Annotated in this window: 13 protein-coding genes; 6 read left to right on the forward strand and 7 right to left on the reverse strand. The window is 70.2% G+C overall.

Going from position 1 to position 18102, the window contains the following annotated elements; genetic code table 11:
- Positions 1 to 100: 100 nt before the first annotated feature.
- Together metK and trmB are read left to right on the forward strand one after the other, a co-directional pair.
- Entirely contained in the window at positions 101 to 1288 is a 1188-nt protein-coding gene (gene metK, locus JTN19_RS07930) for a methionine adenosyltransferase (protein WP_206931378.1), read from the forward strand.
- 224 nt (positions 1289 to 1512) lie between these two features.
- Positions 1513 to 2199, forward strand: coding sequence for a tRNA (guanine(46)-N(7))-methyltransferase TrmB (trmB, locus tag JTN19_RS07935; protein ID WP_206931379.1), 687 nt, complete (start codon positions 1513 to 1515; stop codon positions 2197 to 2199).
- A gap of 7 nt (positions 2200 to 2206) precedes the next feature.
- On the opposite strand, the gene JTN19_RS07940 is transcribed toward trmB, so the two are convergent.
- Genes JTN19_RS07940 through JTN19_RS07950 form a run of 3 tightly spaced genes read right to left on the reverse strand, consistent with a single transcriptional unit; the run spans position 2207 to position 6813 of the window.
- A complete protein-coding gene (locus JTN19_RS07940) occupies positions 2207 to 2506 on the reverse strand; it encodes a hypothetical protein (RefSeq protein WP_206931380.1) in 300 nt (99 codons plus the stop codon).
- On the reverse strand, positions 2503 to 5640 hold the full coding sequence (locus tag JTN19_RS07945) for an efflux RND transporter permease subunit (RefSeq protein WP_206931381.1): 3138 nt from the start codon (positions 5638 to 5640) through the stop codon (positions 2503 to 2505). Before JTN19_RS07945 ends, JTN19_RS07940 begins: the two co-directional genes overlap by 4 nt.
- 6 nt (positions 5641 to 5646) lie before the next feature.
- Positions 5647 to 6813, reverse strand: a complete 1167-nt coding sequence (locus JTN19_RS07950) for an efflux RND transporter periplasmic adaptor subunit (protein ID WP_206931382.1) — start codon at positions 6811 to 6813, stop codon at positions 5647 to 5649.
- A gap of 261 nt (positions 6814 to 7074) precedes the next feature.
- On the opposite strand from JTN19_RS07950, the gene JTN19_RS07955 reads away from it, so the two are divergent.
- Together JTN19_RS07955 and JTN19_RS07960 are read left to right on the forward strand one after the other, a co-directional pair.
- A complete protein-coding gene (locus JTN19_RS07955) occupies positions 7075 to 9393 on the forward strand; it encodes a xanthine dehydrogenase family protein molybdopterin-binding subunit (protein WP_206931383.1) in 2319 nt (772 codons plus the stop codon).
- 54 nt (positions 9394 to 9447) lie between these two features.
- A complete protein-coding gene (locus tag JTN19_RS07960; RefSeq protein WP_206931384.1) occupies positions 9448 to 9873 on the forward strand; it encodes a DUF6524 family protein in 426 nt (141 codons plus the stop codon).
- Here the strand turns inward: JTN19_RS07960 and JTN19_RS07965 are convergent.
- Genes JTN19_RS07965 through JTN19_RS07975 form a run of 3 tightly spaced genes read right to left on the reverse strand, consistent with a single transcriptional unit; the run spans position 9870 to position 13521 of the window.
- On the reverse strand, positions 9870 to 10352 hold the full coding sequence (locus tag JTN19_RS07965) for a (2Fe-2S)-binding protein (protein ID WP_206931385.1): 483 nt from the start codon (positions 10350 to 10352) through the stop codon (positions 9870 to 9872). The two genes, JTN19_RS07960 and JTN19_RS07965, sit on opposite strands and share 4 nt — an antisense overlap.
- Positions 10349 to 12667, reverse strand: a complete 2319-nt coding sequence (locus tag JTN19_RS07970) for a xanthine dehydrogenase family protein molybdopterin-binding subunit (protein WP_206931386.1) — start codon at positions 12665 to 12667, stop codon at positions 10349 to 10351. Before JTN19_RS07970 ends, JTN19_RS07965 begins: the two co-directional genes overlap by 4 nt.
- Positions 12664 to 13521, reverse strand: coding sequence for an FAD binding domain-containing protein (locus JTN19_RS07975; protein ID WP_206931387.1), 858 nt, complete (start codon positions 13519 to 13521; stop codon positions 12664 to 12666). The genes JTN19_RS07970 and JTN19_RS07975 overlap by 4 nt, the downstream gene beginning before the upstream one ends.
- Before the next feature lie 244 nt (positions 13522 to 13765).
- On the opposite strand from JTN19_RS07975, the gene JTN19_RS07980 reads away from it, so the two are divergent.
- Together JTN19_RS07980 and JTN19_RS07985 are read left to right on the forward strand one after the other, a co-directional pair.
- On the forward strand, positions 13766 to 14389 hold the full coding sequence (locus JTN19_RS07980) for an OmpA family protein (protein WP_206931388.1): 624 nt from the start codon (positions 13766 to 13768) through the stop codon (positions 14387 to 14389).
- A 13-nt stretch (positions 14390 to 14402) separates the two neighbouring features.
- Positions 14403 to 16631, forward strand: a complete 2229-nt coding sequence (locus JTN19_RS07985; RefSeq protein WP_206931389.1) for a serine/threonine-protein kinase — start codon at positions 14403 to 14405, stop codon at positions 16629 to 16631.
- A 49-nt stretch (positions 16632 to 16680) separates the two neighbouring features.
- Here the strand turns inward: JTN19_RS07985 and JTN19_RS07990 are convergent, their stop codons facing one another.
- A complete protein-coding gene (locus tag JTN19_RS07990) occupies positions 16681 to 17916 on the reverse strand; it encodes an argininosuccinate synthase (RefSeq protein ID WP_206931390.1) in 1236 nt (411 codons plus the stop codon).
- Positions 17917 to 18102 lie beyond the last annotated feature (186 nt).

Genomic DNA, 18102 nt, shown 5'->3' on the forward strand with positions numbered 1-18102 from the left:
GCCCGCGCGACGCGGGCCAGCCTGACCGGGGTGTCCGGTCGCCCGAGGCTGATCTCAACCCGAGAATCACATCCTCAGCGACAAGAGGCCGAACCAAGCCATGCGCGACAAGGGCGAGTACCTTTTCACCTCGGAGAGCGTCTCCGAAGGCCACCCGGACAAGGTCGCGGATCGCATCAGCGACACCGTGCTGGACACCTTCCTGGAACAGGACCCCTATGCGCGCGTGGCGTGCGAGACCCTGGTCACCACCAACCGCATCGTCATCGCGGGCGAGACCCGCGGGCCCTCCTCGATCACGCCCGAGCTGCTGATCCACAAGGCGCGCATGGCGGTGCACGACATCGGCTATGAGCAGGACGGCTTCCACTGGCAGAACGCCCATGTGGAATGCCACCTGCACGCGCAGTCCGCGCACATCGCGCAGGGCGTGGACGCCGCCGGCAACAAGGATGAGGGCGCCGGCGACCAGGGCATCATGTTCGGCTATGCCTGCACCGAGACGCCCGAGCTCATGCCCGCGCCGCTCTACTACGCGCACCTGATCCTGCGCCGCATCAGCGAGATGCGCCGCAATGGCGACGTGGCCGTGAAGGGCCTGCTGCCGGACGCGAAGTCCCAGGTCACGCTGCGCTATGTGGACGGCAAGCCTGTCGGCGCCACCTCCATCGTGCTGTCCACCCAGCATGCCGAGGGCATGGAGCAGGCGCAGATCAAGGCGATGGTGAAGCCCATCATCGAATCCTCGCTGCCCAAGGGCTGGATGTGCCCGGACGCCGAGCTCTACGTGAACCCGACCGGCACCTTCGTCATCGGCGGGCCGGACGGCGATTGCGGCCTGACGGGCCGCAAGATCATCGTGGACACCTATGGCGGTGCCGCGCCCCATGGCGGCGGCGCCTTCTCGGGCAAGGACCCGACGAAGGTGGACCGCTCGGCCGCCTATGCCGCACGCTATGTGGCGAAGAACGTCGTGGCCGCGGGCCTCGCCGAGAAGTGCACCATCCAGGTCAGCTACGCCATCGGCGTGGCCAAGCCGCTCTCGGTCTATTTCGACCTGCACGGCACGGGCAAGGATGTGGACGAGGAGAAGCTGGCCAAGGTGGTTCAGGATCTGGTGAACCTCTCGCCCCGCGGCATCCGCGAGCACCTGCACCTGAACCGCCCGATCTACGTCCCCACCAGCGCCTATGGCCATTTCGGCCGCACGCCGGATGAGGAGAAGGGGACCTTCACCTGGGAGCGCACGGACCTCGTTCCCGCGCTGAAGTCGGCCTTCGGGCGCTGACGCACTCCCCACGAAATCGCCTTTGGCGCTTTCGTGGGGGCCTTGCTTCTCCCCACAACGTCGCTTCGCGCCGTTGCGGGGGCCCCGGTTTGGTTCCCATCCTGCGCGGCGGCACCGCGTTGCCGTGGCGAAGCCACGGCGCTGCCCGCAGGGGGCCAGCCGGAATGTTGCGTATGTTCTCCCCGCGTGGTCTCCGCGCGGGGATTTTCTTGTGAGGCGTGGCGATGACCACCGAAGATGATTGGCCTGAGGGCATTCCCCACCGCCTCTATGGCCGCCGGCGCGGCAAGAAGCTGCGGCCGCGGCAGGAACGGTTGCTGGAACAGGCCCTGCCGCGCCTGCTCTTCACCGATCTGGGCTTCGCGCGCGGCGCCGAGGCGCTCTGGCTCGAAGTCGGCTTCGGCGGGGGCGAGCACACGCTGGCGCAGATGCGCGCCAACCCCCGCACCGCCATCATCGCGAGCGAGGTCTATGAGCAGGGCCTGTGCTCCCTGCTGACCGAGATCATCCCCGAGGGACAGGAACCCATCGCGCCGCCGCCGCCCCTGCTGCGCCTCTGGCCGGCCGATGCGCGCGAGTTGCTGCTCTCCCTGCCGGAGGCGAGCCTCGACCGTCTCTTCCTGATGTTCCCGGACCCCTGGCCCAAGTCGCGCCACGCCAAGCGCCGCTTCGTCCATCCGGAGATGCTGCCCATCGTCGCCCGCGCGCTGAAGCCCGGCGGCATCTGGCGCGTGGCGAGCGATGACCCGACCTATCAGGACTGGGTGCGGGAGGTCTTCGCGGAACAATCCCTCTTCGCGCCCCACGCCTTCCACGAGGCGCGGCCCGAGGGCTGGCCGCCGACGCGCTATGAAGCCAAGGCGCTGGAGGCCGGCCGCCGGCCCCTCTACTGGGAGTGGCGGCGGCGCTGATGCCGCGCTACCCGCACTCCGGGGTGCCAGCCACCGCCTCGAAGGCGGGCAGCGGCAGTGCCGAGGGGCGGGGGGGACGGTTCGGCGCGGTCACGATCCGCACCAGCACGGAGCAATCGCCGCCGCGCACGCGGTAGAGGCCGGGTTCCACATGCTCGACCAGGGTGATGGGCCGCATGCCCAGCGCATCGGTCGCGGCCCGTACCACCTGAATGATCTCGGCCGCGCGGCGTCGCTGCGGCGGTTCGCTGGCGGAAGCGGGTGCCGCCGCCAGAAGTGCCGCCAGCAGGGCCGCCGCGCGGATCAATGCGCCGCCGCCTTGGCCCCGCCCGTGAAGCGCGCCTTCACCCGCTCGCGCAGGGTCTGGAACACCACATAGAGCATCGGGATCATGAAGATGCCGAAGAGCGACGCCGCGAGCATGCCCCCGAAGACCGGCAGGCCGACCGCCTGGCGGGACAGGGCCGCGGCCCCGCTGGCCGTGACCAGCGGCACCAGGCCCAGGATGAAGGCGAAGCTCGTCATCATCACGGCGCGGAAGCGCATGCGCGCGCCGATCACCGCGGCCTCGCGGATGGGCAGGCCGCGTTCGCGCTGCTCCTTGGCGAATTCGACGATGAGGATGCCGTTCTTCGCCGCCAGCGCGATCAGCACCACAAGCCCGATCTGCGCGTAGACCGTGAGCGGCAGCTGCGCGATGAACAGCGCGGCGAAGGAGCCAAGCCCGCCCACCGCCACCGAGAGCAGCACCGGCACCGGGATGGTCCAGCTCTCATACAGCGCCACGAGGAACAGGTAGGCAAACAGCAGCGCCAGCGCGATCAGCACCCCCGTCTGCCCCGCCGCGCGCTTCTCCTGGAAGGCGGTGCCGGTCCATTCGAAGCCATAGCCCGAGGGCAGCACGCGGGCCGAGATCTGCTCCATGGCCAGCAGCGCGTCACCGGAGGACACGCCCGGCCGCCCCTGGCCGTTGAGCGTAACGGAGCGCAGGTTGTTGTAGCGCTGGATGGTCTGCGGCCCCAGCACCACGCGCACATCGGCGAAGGCGCGCAGTGGCACCATCTCGCCCCGGCTGTTGCGGACCTGCAGGCGCCAGATGTCGGGGATGTCGTCCCGGTCCTCGGCCACGGCCTGGATGTTCACCTGCCAGGTGCGGCCGAACAGGTTGAAGTCATTCACGTAGAACCCGCCGAGCGAGGCCTGGAGTGTGGTGAACACGTCCGAGATGCGCACGCCCAGCGCCTGCGCGCGGTCACGGTCCACGTCGAGGAAGAGCGAGGGCGTGGTGGGCGAGAAGGTGGAGAAGACGCCCACCAGCCGCGGATCCTGGTTCGCCGCCACCATCATGCCCAGCATGGCGCCGGCCAATTCGGCGGGATCTCGCCCCTCGAAATCCTGCAACTGGTATTCGAAGCCGCCACCGGTGCCGAGCCCGATGATGGGCGGGATGTTGAAGGCGAACACATCGGCCGCGCGTATGGCCTGCGCCTCGCCGAAGACGCGGCCGATGCCGGCGAAGACGCTGTCCTGCGCGGCGCGGCGGTCCTCGAAGGGCCGCATCCGCGCCACCAGGAAGGCGGCGTTGGACTGCGCGCCACCGTCAATGAGCGAGAAGCCCACGATGGCCAGGCGGTCCTGGATGGCGGGGTTGCGGGCGAGGATCTCCTCCACCTGCTCCACCACCTCGCGCGTGCGGGCGACGGAGGAGCCCTGGGGCAGCTGGAGCTGGATGAAGAAGGCGCCCTGGTCCTCGCTCGGCAGGAAGCCCGAGGGGGTGCGCTTGCCGACCTCGAAGATGCCCCAGCCGATGGCGGCCGTGATCAGCAGCGACAGCACCGCCACCCGCACCAGGCGCTTCACGATGGCCGCATAGCCGTCGCGCAGCTTGTCGATGGCGCGCAGCACATACTTGATGGGCCCGCGCCTGGGCCCCGTGTGCCGCAGCATGATGGCGCAGAGCGCGGGCGAGAGCGTCAGCGCGTTGATGGCCGAGATCACCATGGCCACGCTGATGGTCACGGCGAATTGCTGGAACAGCACGCCGGCCACGCCGCCGATGAGGCCGATGGGCACGAAGACCGACAGCAGCACCAGCGTGATGGCGATGATGGGCCCCGTGATCTCGCCCATGGCCACGCGCGTGGCCTCGGCGGGCGTGAATTCGGGGTTCTCCTCCATCACGCGCTCGACATTTTCGACCACCACGATCGCGTCATCCACCACGATGCCGATGGCCAGCACCATGGCCAGCAGCGAGATGGTGTTGGCCGAGAAGCCGATGGCCAGCATCACCGCGAAGGTGCCGATGAGGCTGACCGGCACGGCGATGATGGGAATGACCGTGGCGCGGAAGGAGCCCAGGAAGAGATAGACCACCACCACCACCAGCACGAAGGCTTCCAGCAGGGTGATGATGACCTCGCGCATCGTCTCCAGCACGAAGGAGGAGGTGTCATAGACCACCACCGTCTCCATGCCCTCGGGGAAGCGTTGCTGCAGCCGTTCCAACTCCGCGCGCACAGCCGAAGCTACCGCCACCGCATTCGCGCCGGGCGAGAGGTAGACGCCCATGGTGATGGTGGGCCGGCCGTTCAGCCGCGCCTCCACATCCATGTTGGCCGCGCCCAGCGCCACATTGGCCACGTCGCGCACACGGAGCGTGGAGCCGTCGGGGTTGGCGCGGATGATGATCTCGCCGAACTGCTCGGGCGTGGTCAGGCGGCCGGAGGTCTGGATGTTGAACTGGAATTGCTGGTCGTCGCCGATGGGCCGCGCGCCGATGCGCCCCGCCGCCGCCTGCACGTTCTGCGCCTGGATCGCGGTGATGATCTCGGTGGGCGTGACGTTGAGGTTGTTCAGCCGGTCCGTCTCGAACCAGACGCGCATGGAATAGTCCTGCGCGCCGAACATCTGCACATCGCCCACGCCCGGCAGGCGGCGCAGCGTGTCCAGCATGTTGATGGTGGCGAAGTTGGACAGGAACAGCGTGTCATGCGCCTCGTTGGTCGAGGTCACGCCGATGAACTGCAGCACCGCCGAGGATTGCTTGCGGACAGTGACGCCGCTGCGCTGCACCTCCTGCGGCAGCCGCGCCAGGATGCCCTGCACGCGGTTGTTCACGTTCACCGTGTTGATGTCGGGGTTGGTGCCGAGCGCGAAGGTGACGCTGAGGGTGTAGGTCCCGTCATTGGCGCTGTTGGACCGCATGTAGAGCATGCCGTCCGAGCCGTTGACGGCGCCCTCGATGGGCTGCGCCACCGTGGCCTCCACCACCGCGGCGGACGCACCCGGGTAGCGCGCCGTCACCTGCACCACGGGGGGCACGATATCGGGGAACTGCGCCACGGGGATCTGCGTCATGGACAGCAGGCCCGCGAGGGTGATGACGATGGAGATGACGATCGCGAAGCGCGGCCGCCGGATGAACAGGTTGGAGATCATGGTGCGTCAGCCGCCCTGGCCGGGCGCCAGGGCGGGCCGGGGCGGGGCGCCGGCCGGGGCCGCGTTCACCTGCTGGCCCGGGCGCACGCGCTGCACGCCCTCGCTGATGACGCGGTCGCCTTCCTGCAACCCGTCCTCCACCACCGCGGTCTCGGCGGTGCTGCGGCCCAGGCGCAGGTTGCGGCGCTGCGCGCGGCCCTCGGCATCCACCACGAAGACGAAGAAGCCCATCTGGTCCTGCGCCACGGCGGCGCGCGGGATGGTGATGGCGTTCACCGGCTCCGCACCTTCCAGCAGCACGGTCACGAACTGGCCGTCCAGCAGCTCGCGCGCGCCGGGCTCGCCCGCGGTCGCGCCCTGGCGGACGGGGTTGGGGATGGAGGCGCGCACCAGCAGCGAATCCGTGTCGCGGTTCACCGCAGCGTCAATGAAATCCACCCGCCCCACCTGCTCATAGGTGGTGCCGCTGGCGAAACGGATGCGGACCACGACGGCGGCGGTGCCGCCCCGCCCCTCATAGCGGTTGCGCAGCTCGGTCGCGGTGCGGGAGGGGATGGTGAAGGCCACCCGCATCGGGTCCTGGCTGTAGATGGTGGCCAGCGCCTCGCTCTGCGGCGTGACGACGTTGCCCGGCGTGAAGGTCGCCCGGCCGATGGCGCCCGCGATGGGCGCGCGGATCTCGGTGTAGGCCAGGTTGATCTCGGCCACGCGCACCTGCGCCTGGGCGCCCAGCACGCCCGCGGCCGCGGTGCGTTCCTGCGCCTGGGCATTGTCCAGCGCGGCCTGGGTGCCGGCGCCGGTGGAGCGCAGCTCCCGTGCGCGGTTCAGCGCCACGCGGGCGTTGAGCTGCGTGGCCTCCGCCGAGGCCAGGCTGGCGCGGGCCTCCTCCAGCTGCGCCTCGAAGGGTGCGCGCTCAATGCGGAAGAGAGGCGCGCCCTGCTCCACCTCGCTGCCCTCCTGGAAAAGGCGCTCCTCCAGGAATCCGGTGACGCGGGCGCGGATGTCCACGCGCGCGATGGCCTCCACGCGCCCGATGAACTCCGACAACTCCGTCACGGGCGTGCGCCGGGCTTCGACGAAACCCACCGAGGGTGGGCCGGCGGGGCCGAATTGCGCCTGGGCCGCCGGGGCCACGGCAAGGAGGGAAATCAGGACAGGAAGCCATCGCAGCATGATAAATGCACCTCTGGCTGTACCCTTGGCATGGAAGCTTTCCATTCGGTCAAGTTGAATCCCGGAAAGGCGCACCCAAGGTTGCGGGGCCGCACGGGCAACCATGCCATGGGGAAGGGACATGGCCGCGCGCTCCATCATCCCCTGATTGAGTGCCGGCTGCCCGCCTGAGCGGCCGAATCCAGGCTTGCGGCACCGGACCCCTTCCCCTTTCCCCCGCCATCGTCAGATGATGCAGGGGAAGAGATCGGGAGAGACACCATGCCCAAGTTTGGTCTGAGCCAGTCCGTCCGCCGCGTGGAGGATCCCCGGCTGCTGCTGGGGCAGGGGCGCTATACCGACGACATCTCCCTGCCAGGCGAGGTGGCGGGCCATGTGCTCCGCAGCCCGCACGCCCATGCCGAGATCAAGGGCGTGGACGTCTCGGCGGCCCAGGCCATGCCGGGCGTGCTGGCCGTCATCACCGGAGCCGACCTGGCCGCCGCCGGCATCGGCGAGGTGCCCTGCGCCATCCCGCTTAAGAACAAGGACGGCACCGACCGCGCCAATACCCCCCGCCTGCCGCTGGCCACCGACCGGGTGCGCCATGTGGGCGACCCGGTGGCCTTCATCGTGGCCGAGACGCCGCAGCAGGCCCGCGACGCGGCCGAGCATGTGATGGTGGATTACGAGATCCTGCCCTCCGCCACCGACCTCGCCACCGCCCATCTCGCGGACCAGCCGCAGATCTGGGAGGGGGCGTCGAACAACATCTGCTTCGACTGGGAGACCGGCGACAAGCAGATGGTGGAGGAGATCATGGGCCAGGCCGCCCATGTCACGCGGCTGACGGTGGTGAACAACCGCGTGGTCGTGGCCTCCATGGAGGCGCGGGCTTGCGCCGCGGAATACGAGGCCACGACCGGCCGCTACACGCTGCACACCGGTACCCAGGGGTCCTGGCTGGTGAAGAACCTGCTGGCCAGCGCCGTGCTCAAGACCGACCCTGAGAACATCCGCGTGCTGACGCCCGATGTGGGCGGCGGCTTCGGCATGAAGCTCTACCTCTATGCCGAATATGCCCTCTGCGCGATCGCGGCGAAGCAGGTGGGGCGGCCGGTGAAATGGGCGGCCGACCGGTCGGAGGCCTTCCAGTCCGACACGCATGGGCGCGACAACATCACGCTGGGTGAGCTGGCGGTGGACAAGGACGGCAAGTTCCTGGCCCTGCGCACGAAGAACTACGCGAATATGGGCGCCTATCTCTCCACCTTCGCGCCCTTCATCCCGACCGGGGCGGGGACCAAGGTGCTGGCCAGCGTCTATGACTTCCAGGCCATCCACGCGAACGTCATCGGCGTGCTGACCAACACCGTGCCGGTGGATGCCTATCGCGGCGCCGGGCGGCCGGAGAGCAACTACCTGGTCGAGCGCCTCATTGACCAGGCGGCGCGCGACCTCGGCATGGACCGGGTGGAGCTGCGGCGGCGCAACATGGTGGGCCAGTCCGCCATGCCCTACACCACCGCCATGAAGCAGCGCTATGACAGCGGTGACTTCGCGCGCGTGATGGACGCCGCGCTGGAAAAGATCGACTGGGCCGGCTTCCCCGCCCGCCGCGCGGAGGCCGCGAAGCGCGGGCAGAAGCGCGGCATCGGCCTCGCCTACTACCTGGAGGCCACGGGCGGCAGCCCCACCGAGAACGCCAAGGTCGTCTTCGCCGAGGACGGCATGGTGGATGTCTATGTGGGCACGCAGAGCTCCGGCCAGGGGCACGAGACGGCCTACACCATGATGACCAGCCATGAGCTGGGCATCCCCATGGACAAGATCCGCATCAAGCAGGGCGATTCCGACAGCCTGCCCTCGGGCGGCGGCACGGGCGGCGCGCGCAGCCTTTATTCCGAGGGCCAGGCCATCCTCGTCACCACCGCGAGCGTGATCGAGAAGGGCAAGCAGGCGGCGTCCGAGATGCTGGAAGCCGCGGTGGTGGACATCGAGTTCACCAAGGGCGACTTCGCCGTGGCCGGCACGGACCGCTCCGTGAACATCCTGGACCTCGCCGCGCGCCAACGGCAGCGTGTGGCGGCGGGCGAGGACACCATCCTGCTCGACACGCTGGAGACCGCGAACATCGACGCCCACACCTTCCCCAATGGCTGCCATGTGGCCGAGGTGGAGGTGGACCCGGACACCGGCCACATCACCGTCGCGCGCTACATCGTGGTGGATGATGTGGGGCATGCGCTGAACCCGCTGATCGTGCGCGGGCAGGTGCATGGCGGTGTGGCGCAGGGCATCGGCCAGGCCTTCCTGGAGCGCACGGCCTATGACAACCACAGCGGCCAGCTGCTCTCGGCCAGCTTCATGGACTACTGCCTGCCCCGCGCCGAGGATCTGCCGGACATCGAGGTGGATCTGATCGAGGTGCCCTGCGAGAGCAACCCGCTCGGCGTGAAGGGCGCGGGCGAGGCGGGCGCGGTGGGTTCGCCGCCCGCCGTGGTCAACGCGCTGATTGATGCGCTGCGCGAGGACGGCGTCTCCGCCATCGACATGCCGGCCACGCCGGAAGTGGTGTGGAAGGCGCTGCATGCGGCGTGATGCCGGGCGCGTCGGCCTCTGCTATGCAGGGGCCGACGTGCCTGGAGAAACCGCATGACTCGATTTCTGCGGAACATCCCCATCTGGGGCTGGTTCCTGCTGATCCTGATGAACGTCTATGTGCTGTACAACCCGTCCGGGCTGTCGGTCTTCCACCTCTGGGCCGCGGCCAACGAGGTGGCGCTGCCCGTCAAGCTGCTGGTGACGGCCTTCGCGCTGCTGGGTTTCGGCCTTTACGTCTATGGGGCGTGGCGGGCGTTGGGGCCGATCGGGCTCGGCATCATCACCCTCATCATCGTGCTGTGCATCTGGGCCGCGGATTTCTACGGGCTGATGGATGCGCGCGATGCCAGCGTGTGGTCCTGGCTGATCCAGCCGCTGCTGGCCATCGTGCTGACGCTGGGCTTCCAATGGCCCAAGCTGTGGAAGGCGGCCACGGGGCGCGTGGAGGTCGAGGACCCGGATACGCCCTCGGCCTAACCTTCGCGCCAGACCCGTATCTCCTGCGCCGCCACCCGCACGGCGGCCAGGATGTTCTGGTAGCCCGTGCAGCGGCAGAGGTTGGAAGCCAGCACCTCCCGCAGCCGTGCCTCGTCCACGCCCTCCTTCTGTTCCAGCAGCCAGGTGGCGAGCATGAGGAAGCCCGGCGTGCAGAAGCCGCATTGCAGCCCGTGCTGCGCCTGGAAGGCCCGCTGCAGCACGTTCAGCGTGCCATCCGCCGCGGCCAGCCCTTCCACGGTGCGGATTTCGGCGCCCTCCGCCTGCACGCCGAAGACGAGGCAGCTTCGCACCGGCAGCCCGTCCATCAGCACGGTGCAGGCGCCGCAGACGCCGTGCTCGCAGCCCAGATGCGTGCCGGTCAGGCCGCATTCCTCGCGCAGCATATCAGCCAGCGTCAGGCGGGGTTCCACCTCCACGCATTGCGCCGTGCCGTTCACGGTGAAGCGCACCTCCGTCATGCGCGCGGCGCCCGCCCGCGGATCAGCGCGCGGATGCGGGGCGGCGTGGCCGGAAATTCCGCCACATCCACGCCGAAGGGCGAAAGCGCATCGCTGATGGCGTTGACGATGGCCGCCGGCGCGCCGATGGACCCGCCCTCGCCCAGCCCCTTGGCGCCGGTGATGGTGGCCTCGCTGATGGTCTCCAGATGGTGGATTTCGATCTCGGGGATCTCCGCGCAGGTGGGGGGCGTGTAGTCGGCCAGCGTGCCGGTGAGTGGCGTGCCGTCGGGGGCGTAGATCACCTCCTCGAACAGCGCATTGGCGATGCCCTGGGCCACGCCCCCCTGCACCTGCCCGTCGGCGATCATGGGGTTGATGATGCGCCCGGCATCCTCCACCACGAGGTAGCGTTCCACCCGCACATGCCCCGTCTCGGCCTCCACCTCCACGATGGCGGCGTGGCAGGCGTTGGAGAAGGTGCCGCCCGGGTCGTATTGGCCGGTCTCGGCCAGGTTGAAGCCGATGGCGTCGGAGAGGAGTTCGCTGCGCTGGTGGGCGAGGCGCGCCAGTTCCGCGATGGGCATCGAGGCCGCGCCGGCCACGGCCTGTCCGTCCCGCAGCGCCACCTCGGAGGGCTCGCATTGCAGCAACCGCGCGGCCCCGCGCCGCAGCTTGTCGGCCAGCCGGTCCGCCGCCACCTGGCAGGCGCCGCCGCCGATCACCAGCGAACGGCTGGCGAAGCTGCCCCAGCCATAGGGCGTGCGGTCCGTGTCGCCATGGATGATGCGGATGGCGCCGGGATCGAGCCCCAGCCGGTCCGCGATGATCTGGGAGAGGGTGGTCCGCAGCCCCTGGCCGTGCGGGGAGGAGCCGATGCGCGCCTCCACCTCGCCCGAGGGCAGCATGGCGATGTCTACCACCTCATAGCCCGGCACGACGTCCATGGAGCGCGCGGCAAAGGCCGGGGTGCCATAGCCCGTGCGCTCGTTGAAGACGGAAAGGCCGAGGCCGAGGTAGCGCCCCTCCGCCCGCGCCGCTTCCTGGCGCGCGCGGAAGGCGGGGACGTCCAGGATACGCATGGCCTCGTCCAGCGCCTCGATGTAGCTGGCCTCGTCCAGCACCATTCCCGTGGCGCTGCGGGCGGGGAAGGCGTCGTGCAGGTTGCGGCGGCGGATTTCATCGGGCGCGAGGCCCAGCACCGCCGCCGCGCGGTCCATCAGCCGCTCGATGCCGAAGGTGATGACGGGGCGGGACACACCCCGATAGGGCGCCATCGGGCAGGTGTGTGTCAGTACGCCGCGCGCCCGCACGGCATAGGCCGGCACCTTGTAGGGGCCGGGGTATTCCGCCAGCGCCATCAAGGGCTCCACCGCGCAGGTGGTGGGGAAGACCGAGAAGGCGCCGACATCGGCCAGGATATCGGCCTCCAGCGCCAGCAGCCGCCCCTCGGCGTCGAAGCCCGCGCGCAGCGCATGGCGCTGGTCGCGCGAATGGGCGGAGGCGATGAGGTTCTCGTTGCGGTCCTCCACCCAGGCGAAGCGGCCGCGGTGCTTGCGCGCCAGCCAGACCAGCACGGGATACTCCGGTAACAGCGCAATCTTTTGCCCGAAGCCCCCGCCGACATCGGGAGCGATGACCTGAAGATCGGCCTCGGGCATGCCGAGCAGTTGGGCGATGCCGGTGCGGAGCTGGTGCGGCATCTGCGCCGAGGCGGAAAGCCGGATGCGCCCCGTTGCGCGATCGTATTCCGCGACGCCGCCGCGGCCCTCCAGCGGCATGGCGCTCTGCCGTCCGGAGCGGAAGGCGAATTCCACCACATGTGCGGCGGCGGCCAGCGTCTCCGCGAAACCTTCCGGACGGAGTTCGCCCTCCACCGCCACATTGCCCGGTGCGATGGGGTGGACCAGGGGCGCACCCGGTGTCAGGGCCGCATCGAAGCCGACAACCGGGTCTTCCGCCGCAATGTCGAGTTCGCACGTTTCCAGCAAGTCCTCCGCCAGGGCCGCGCTGGGCGCCACCATGGCGGCGATGGCCTGGCCCACGAAATGCACGCGCTCGGTCGGCAGGACGGGCTGTTCGACGGCGCGGTAGTTGAAGCGGCGCAGCCCGGGCTTGATGGGCTGCACCCCGGCCATATCCGCGCCCGTCACGAAGAGGCAGCCGGGCGGCATCTCCGCCGGCGGGCGTAGCGCCAGGATGCGCCCCGCTGCCACCGGGCTGCGGAGAAAGCGCACCGCCCGCGCGCCGATGGCGATGTCGGGCACATAGCGCCCCTCGCCGCGCAGCAAAGGCGGGTCCTCGCTGCGGGGCAGGCGGCGGCCGACCCAGTTCATGCCGACACCGCCTGGCGCAGCGCGCGTTTCACCATGACGGCCACCAGTTCGCGGCGGTATTCGGCGGGGGCGTGCATATCCTCCTGCGGGTCGCAGTGGCGGGCGGCGGTGGCCGCGGCTTCGTCCAGCAGGGCAGAGGATGGCGCCTGGCCTTCCAGCAGCGCCATGGCCTCGCGGGCCAGCACGGGCTGGCCGCCGATGCCGCCGAGGGCGATCCGCGCGCCACCCACCAAGCCCCCTTCCAGTCGCAGCCCGACAACCGCCATGGCCAGGGCGAAATCCCCCGCGCGGCGGGCGAATTCCGCGAAGCCGCCGCGCCAGGAGGGGGCAGGCAGGGGCAGCACCACCTCGCGCAGCATTTCGCCGGGAGCGAGCGCGGTGGAGAAGACGCCCTGGAACCAGTCCTCGGCCGCCACTTCACGCAGCCCATCCGCGCGGGCCAGGACCATGCGGGCCTCCAGCGCCAGCGCCGCCGCGCACCATTCGGACGCCGGGTCGGCATGGGCCAGGCTGCCGCAGAAGGTGCCGCGCAGGCGCAGCGGCGGGTGGGCGATGTGGTGGGCGATGCGCGCCAGCAGGGTGCCCAGCGCGCCTTCCACCACCTGCGTCTCGAAGCGCGCATGGCGGGCCAGGGCGCCGATCCGCAGACTGCCGCCCGCCACCGTGACGTGGTCGAGGGGCGCGATTCGGTTGATGTCCACCAGCACCGCGGGCCGTGCCATGCGGAAGGCCATGGTGGGAACGAGGCTCTGGCCTCCCGCCAGGACCCGCGCTTCCTCGCCATGTGTCGCCAGCAACGCCAGCGCCTCCTCCAGGGTCCGGGGGGCGTGGTGCGCGAAGCGGGCAGGTTTCATGCGGGGCGTGCGGCCTCGTGGGATCGAAGGTGATCAAATCAGCCGGGGGCGCGCGTCGCAAGCGGGTTATCCGGCGCGGCGCTGGGGGCGCGCCAAGGTTTCTCTCTGGTCGTGGCTGGCCCGTCCCCTATAATGACTGGCAAACATCGGCCGCGACCGGCGGGGCAGTATTCGCACCCCATGGTCATTTGAGCGCCGTGCAGCGTCTAGGGGGCGTTCCATGCGAAGCATTCATCTCCTGCCTGTGTCCCTTCTGGCCTTTGGCCTTCTGCTCCCTGCCGCACCCGTCCAGGCGCAGATGGACCCCGCCACCCAGCGGCTGATCGACCAGCTTCGTCCGCAGAGCCAGGATGCGCTGAACGCCACCCGCGGGCTGCGCCGCCCGCCCTCGGCGCCGAGCGAATCCCCGGCCGCCCCAGCCGTGACACTGACCCCCGCCGCCCCGGCGCCCCAGCCGCCGCCGCGCCCCGCGCCGGCGGCCCAGACCGCGCGCCCGAGCACGACCGCGCCCGCGGGCATGCCCTCCGCCAGCCTCACGGTGAACTTCGCCACCGGCTCGGACGAGCTGACGCCCTCGGCCATGCGCGAACTCGACCGGCTGGGCCGGGCGCTGACCTCGGCCGACCTGGCGCCCTATCGCTTCCGCATCGAGGGCCACACCGACACGGTGGGAGCCGCCAGCCTGAACCAGGCGCTGTCGGAGCGCCGGGCCGCCGCGGTGGGCCGCTACCTCACGCAGCGCTTTGGCGTGGATTCCGGGCGGCTCGAGACCATCGGCCTCGGCCAGACGCAGCTCCTGGTGCCCACCCCCGACAACACCCCCAGCGCCGAGAACCGAAGGGTGCAGGTGATCAACCTCGGGCGCTGAGGGAAGCCGCGGCATGAGCGAGTCCGAACCGCTCCCGAGCGGCCTGCCCAAGCGCTACCAGTGGCAGGAACTGCTCGGCCGGGGCGGCATGGGCCGCGTCTTCGCCGCCTTCGACACCACCATCCGCCGCCGCGTCGCCATCAAGCTGGCCGACCCGCCCATTCCCGGCGACCCCGAAAGCATGGCCGCCTTCCAACGCTTCCGACGCGAGGCGCAGGTGGCGGGGGGGCTGAAGCACGAGCACATCGTCGGCGTCTACGATTTCGGCGAGGAGCAGGGCACCGGCTGGATGGTGATGGAGCTGGTGGAAGGCGGCTCCCTGCGCGACCTGGTGCGTGGCGGCACCCGCCTGACCCTGCCCGAGATCGTCCGCCTGGTGGTGCAGGTCCTGGATGCGCTGGCGCATTGCCACGACCAGGGCGTGATCCATTGCGACATCAAGCCCGCCAACATCATGCTGACCGTCGCCACCTCCTCCGGCGAGGTGAAGCTGACGGATTTCGGCATCGCCCGCTCGCGGCCCGAATTCGCCGATGACGTGACGGTGGTGGCCGGCGCCCGCCCCATGGCCGAGAGCTTCGTGGGCACCCCGGCCTACATGGCGCCAGAGCAGGCGAAGAGCCTGCCCTTCGACCACCGCGTGGACATCTGGGCCACGGGCGTCCTGCTCTATGAACTGCTGACCGAGAAGAAGCCCTTCACCGGCGACCACCCCGACGCCGTCACCCAGGCCATCCTGACCACGGAGCCGGAGCCGCCCTCGCGCATCTCCTTCCTGGCGACGCCCGCCTTCGACGCGGTGCTGGCACGCGCCTTGGCCAAGGACCCGGCCAAGCGCTACCCCGATGCCCGCGCCTTCGCCGCCGGGCTGCTGGAGGCCGCGCGCGCCCGGCGGGGCGATGAGACCCGGGCCACCGCTGTGGCGCCGCCACCCGTGGCACCGCCGCCGCCCGACAAGAAGCGCGGAGTTTCGCCGGCCCTCCTGGCCGGGGCGGGATTGGCTATCGCCGCGATTGTGGGCGCTGTGGTGTTCCTGCTGCCGGGCGGCCACGCGCCGCCCGCGCCGCCGCAACAGCAGCAGCAGGCGCTGGTGTTGACGCCGCCCTCGCCCCAGCCGGAGGCACCCGCCGCCTTGCAGGCGCCGCCTGTGGCACCGCCGGTGGCCGAACCACGCCGTGACCCTGCCTCTCCGCCCGCGCCACCGGTGGCGCAACCCCAGCCGCCATCCGAACCTCCGCCGGCCCCGCCGGTCGCGCAGCCGCGCCCCGAGCCGCCGCCCGCGCCAACCGTGACGCCGCCGCCTGTGGCGCAACCCCGTCCGGAACCGCCCGTGCCGCCGGTGGTGCAGCCCCGGCCTGAGCCGGAGCCGCCCGTGGCGCAGCCGCGTCCGGAAGCGCCGCCACCCGTGGCCCAGCCACGCCCCGAGCCGCCGGCGCCCCCGGTTGCGCAACCCCGGCCGGAGCCGCCCGCGCCGCCGGTGGTGCAGCCACGCCCCGAACCGCCAGCGCCCCCCGTGGCGCAGCCCCGTCCGGAGCCGCCGCCGCCGGTGGTCCAGCCACGCCCCGAACCGCCGCCTGTATTGGTGCAGCCGCAGGCCCCCGTTCTGGTGCCGGCCCCGGCACCCGCCGCCGTCCTGGCGGACATCCTGGGCCGCGTGCGCTGCGGCGTGGTGTCACAGGCGCCGGAGGGCCCGGGCTTCGTCGTGAACGGCTTCCTGCACCAGGATGACGCCGCGGCACTCCGCCGCGCCGCCGCCGAGGCCAACCTGACCCTGCGCCTCGCCGCCGATGTCTTCGATGCCCCCTATTGCGAGGTGCTGGCCGCCATCCGCCCCATCACCGCGGCACCCGGCACGGGGCTGGAGGTGGAGCCGCGCGCACGCCTCCTGCGCCGCAACGACCAGATGGAACTGGCCCTGCAGATGCCGCAATGGGCCGCGCATCTGAACATCTGGTTCGTGATGCATGACGGCAACGCGCTGCAACTGATCCGCGAACGCCCCATGGCCCCCGGCGCCCGCGTGAACATGCGCGAGACCAGCCCGGACTTCCCCTGGATCATTGATGAGCCGTTCGGGCTGGAACTCGTGCTGGTGGTGGCGTCGGAGCGGCCGCTCTTCGCCACCCCGCGCCCCGATGAGGAGGGTGTTCCAGCCCTGGCCGCGGCGCTGGAACAGGCGCGCCGCGACGCCGGCGGGCAGATCGCCGCCCGCGCCGTGATGGTGGAGACGCGGGCGCGGTAGCATCGTCGCCCGGCCGGTTCACCGTGGCGACAAACGGGACGTGGGGACGCTACAGCGCCCCGCCGCGCCGCCCCGCCATGGCGCCCAGCCGCAGCCGCAGCGCGTTCAGCTTGATGAAGCCCTGGGCGTCATACTGGTCATAGGCGCCCTGGTCGTCCTCGAAGGTCACGTGCTTCATCGAGTACAGGCTGTGCGGCGAACGGCGGCCCGTCACGATCGTGTTGCCCTTGTAGAGCTTGAGGCGAACCTCGCCCTCCACGCTGGCCTGGCTGGCATCAATCAGCGCCTGGAGCATCCGGCGCTCGGGCGCGAACCAGAAGCCGTTGTAGATGATCTCCGCATAGCGCGGCATCAGGCTGTCCTTGAGGTGCGCGGCCTCACGGTCCAGCGTGATGCTCTCCATGGCGCGGTGCGCGACGGAGAGGATGGTGCCGCCCGGCGTCTCATAGCAGCCGCGGGACTTCATGCCGACGAAGCGGTTTTCCACCAGGTCCAGCCGGCCGATGCCGTTCGCCTTGCCCAGCGCGTTCAGCTTCGTCAGCAGCGTGGCGGGGGACAGCGCCTCGCCATTGATGCCGACCGCGTCACCGTTCTTGAACTGGATGGTGATCTCGGTGGGGGTGTCGGGCGCGTCCATGGGGCTGATGGTGCGCTGCCACACCATCTCATCCGGCGCGTCCCAGGGTTCTTCCAGGATCTTGCCCTCGCTGCTGCTGTGCAGGAGGTTGGCGTCCACGGAGAAGGGCGCCTCGCCGCGCTTGTCCTTCGCGATGGGAATCTGGTGTTCCTCGGCGAACTGGATCAGGCGGGTGCGGCTGGTGAGGTCCCATTCGCGCCAGGGCGCGATGATCTTGATGTCGGGCTTCAGCGCGTAATAGCTCAGCTCGAACCGGACCTGGTCATTGCCCTTGCCGGTGGCGCCGTGGGAGACGGCGTCGGCGCCCACCTGCTCCGCGATCTCGATCTGCCGCTGGGCGATGAGGGGGCGGGCGATGGAGGTGCCGAGCAGGTACATCCCCTCATACAGCGCGTTGGCGCGGAACATGGGGAAGACGAAGTCCTTCACGAAGGTCTCGCGCAGGTCGTCCATGTAGACGTTCTCGGGCTTGATGCCGAGCATCAGCGCCTTGTCGCGCGCCGGCCCCAGCTCCTCACCCTGGCCGAGATCGGCGGTGAAGGTCACCACCTCACAGCTGTAGGTGGTCTGGAGCCATTTGAGGATGACGGAGGTGTCGAGCCCGCCGGAGTAGGCGAGGACGACGCGATTTACCTTATTCTTCGACATTAAACGCCTCGGTTCCTGCTCATTGGAGGTTAAGCCAGCTTATCAATTGGATCCTGCAACGTGAGCGTACGCGTCCAGTGTTGCCTTTCGTCCGCCCCCAAAGCGTGAGACGCGCGAAGGATTGCCAGTCGTGTCAGCGGCGACGCTGCGGTAACGGTGCCTTTTATGGCTAGAGCGTGCGCGCGT

Source organism: Roseococcus thiosulfatophilus, assembly GCF_017311575.1.
Lineage (GTDB): Bacteria > Pseudomonadota > Alphaproteobacteria > Acetobacterales > Acetobacteraceae > Roseococcus > Roseococcus thiosulfatophilus.